General features: G+C 60.2%; 2 protein-coding genes. Both read right to left on the bottom strand.

The window, feature by feature from the left end; all coding sequences use genetic code 11:
* Nucleotides 1–376: hypothetical protein (locus tag FGM15_13635; GenBank protein MBU3666899.1), on the bottom strand; the 376-nt coding region annotated here is incomplete at its 3' end.
* A partial coding sequence (locus FGM15_13630; GenBank protein MBU3666898.1) for a pyruvate carboxylase subunit B occupies nucleotides 373–1,659 on the bottom strand: 1,287 nt, incomplete at its 5' end. The genes FGM15_13635 and FGM15_13630, both read right to left, overlap by 4 nt.

Raw genomic sequence — 1,659 nt, 5'->3', positions numbered from 1 at the left:
CGCGCAATGCCTCGAGTCCTTTAGTCCATGCTGCAGCCACTCCCGCCGCGGCACCCTCTTTGGCGTGCGGACTGGCATCAATGCGCAGGCCGCCATCGGGCAAAGGTGCTTCGCCTTGCTCGATCGTCGTCCAATCAGCTGACGCTTTGCCGCCGCGAAGATAGGGAAACACGCCGGGATCAGCCTCGCCGCCGGGGAGCAACACAAAATTCTCGCTCGTGTAGATTGGTTCGACGGTCAGACCGTCGGAAGTCTTCGTCGTGAGGTCGTCGAGCGGCTTGCCCTTGAGCGTCGCTTCGGCCGCAGCGCGCCAGTCGGCGAGCGACGAGGACCGGAAGTCCGAAAGGTCGATCTTTCCGTCAATGAGCGCGCTCATGCCACCACCTCTTCGACCTCAACGCTGTGTTTTTTGCCTTCAATTTGCATGACGTATTTTTTGGGTCGCGCAGCTGACCGAGGGCGCGATACGGGCGCCGCCTCGACCGAAGCGGCTGGCTTCCCGCCGCGCAAAAGTTTGTCCGTCTCGACCGGGAACATGGCAAACAACACCGCGGTTTCATCATCCTCGGGCAGACCCTTTTCCTTCAGCTTGTCCCGTAGTGATGGCATGCCGGGTTCGAGCAGATCGGCGGGGCGGACAGTGACAGTCTTCTTGCCACTCTGTTTTTCGACCAGTGCGAGCAACTCCTGGTCAACCGGACCGGGCGTTTTGCCGTATTTGCCGAGGACAACGTCTTGCGCCGGCTGCGAAATCATTTTCCAACGCCCGAATTTCACGTTGAGCATGGCCTGCGTGCCGACGATCTGGGAGGTCGGGGTGACAAGCGGGATGTAACCGAGTGCGGCGCGGACCACCGGCATTTCCTTGAGCACTTCGTTATAGCGCTCAGCCATCCCCTGCTCTTTCAGCTGGTTGCGGAAGTTGCTCAGCATGCCGCCGGGGACCTGATAGGTCAGGATGTCGACATCGACGCGTTCGTTGGCCGGATTGGTGAAGGCTTTCAACTCCGCATAGACCTTCTCGAAGTGCGCGCGCAGGCGAGTGAGGCCCTCGCGGTCGTAATCCGGAGAGCGCGGATGTCCCTCAAGCAAGGCCATCATGCGCAAGGTGTCGGGCTGCGATGTTCCGTTGGCGAACGGCACGATCGAGGTTTCCACCACATCGACCCCGGCCTCGATCGCGGCAAGGTAGGACGAGGCAGCCATGCCTGCGGTGTCATGGCTGTGCAAAATGATAGGCACACTCACCCGCTTTTTCAGCGCGGAGACGAGATCGTAGGCGATCTTCGGCGTGATAAGTCCGGCCATGTCTTTGATGCTGACCGACTGGCAACCGAGATCGACAAGCGCTTCGCCGAAATCGACGAAGGCTTCGACAGTGTGGACCGGACTTATGGTGTAGCAAATCTCGCCGCGGGCGTGTTTCCCGGCGGCGAGTGTGGCACGGATCGAAGTCTCCAAATTCCGCGGATCGTTAAGCGCATCGAAAATACGGAGCACATCCATACCGCGGTCCGCCGTGCAGCGGATGAAGGTCTCAACGACATCGTCCGGGAAGCTGGTGTATTGAACGATGTTTTGTCCGCGCAGCAGCATTCCGTGCGGGGTTTTCGGGGCGCCCTTCTTCAGGACGGTGATCCGCTCGAAGGGATTTTCCCC

Source organism: Chthoniobacterales bacterium, from assembly GCA_018883245.1.
Taxonomy (GTDB): Bacteria; Verrucomicrobiota; Verrucomicrobiia; order Chthoniobacterales; family JACTMZ01; genus JACTMZ01.
Note: the sequence above shows the minus strand (reverse complement) of the source record. Positions and strands in the feature narration are given on the sequence as shown.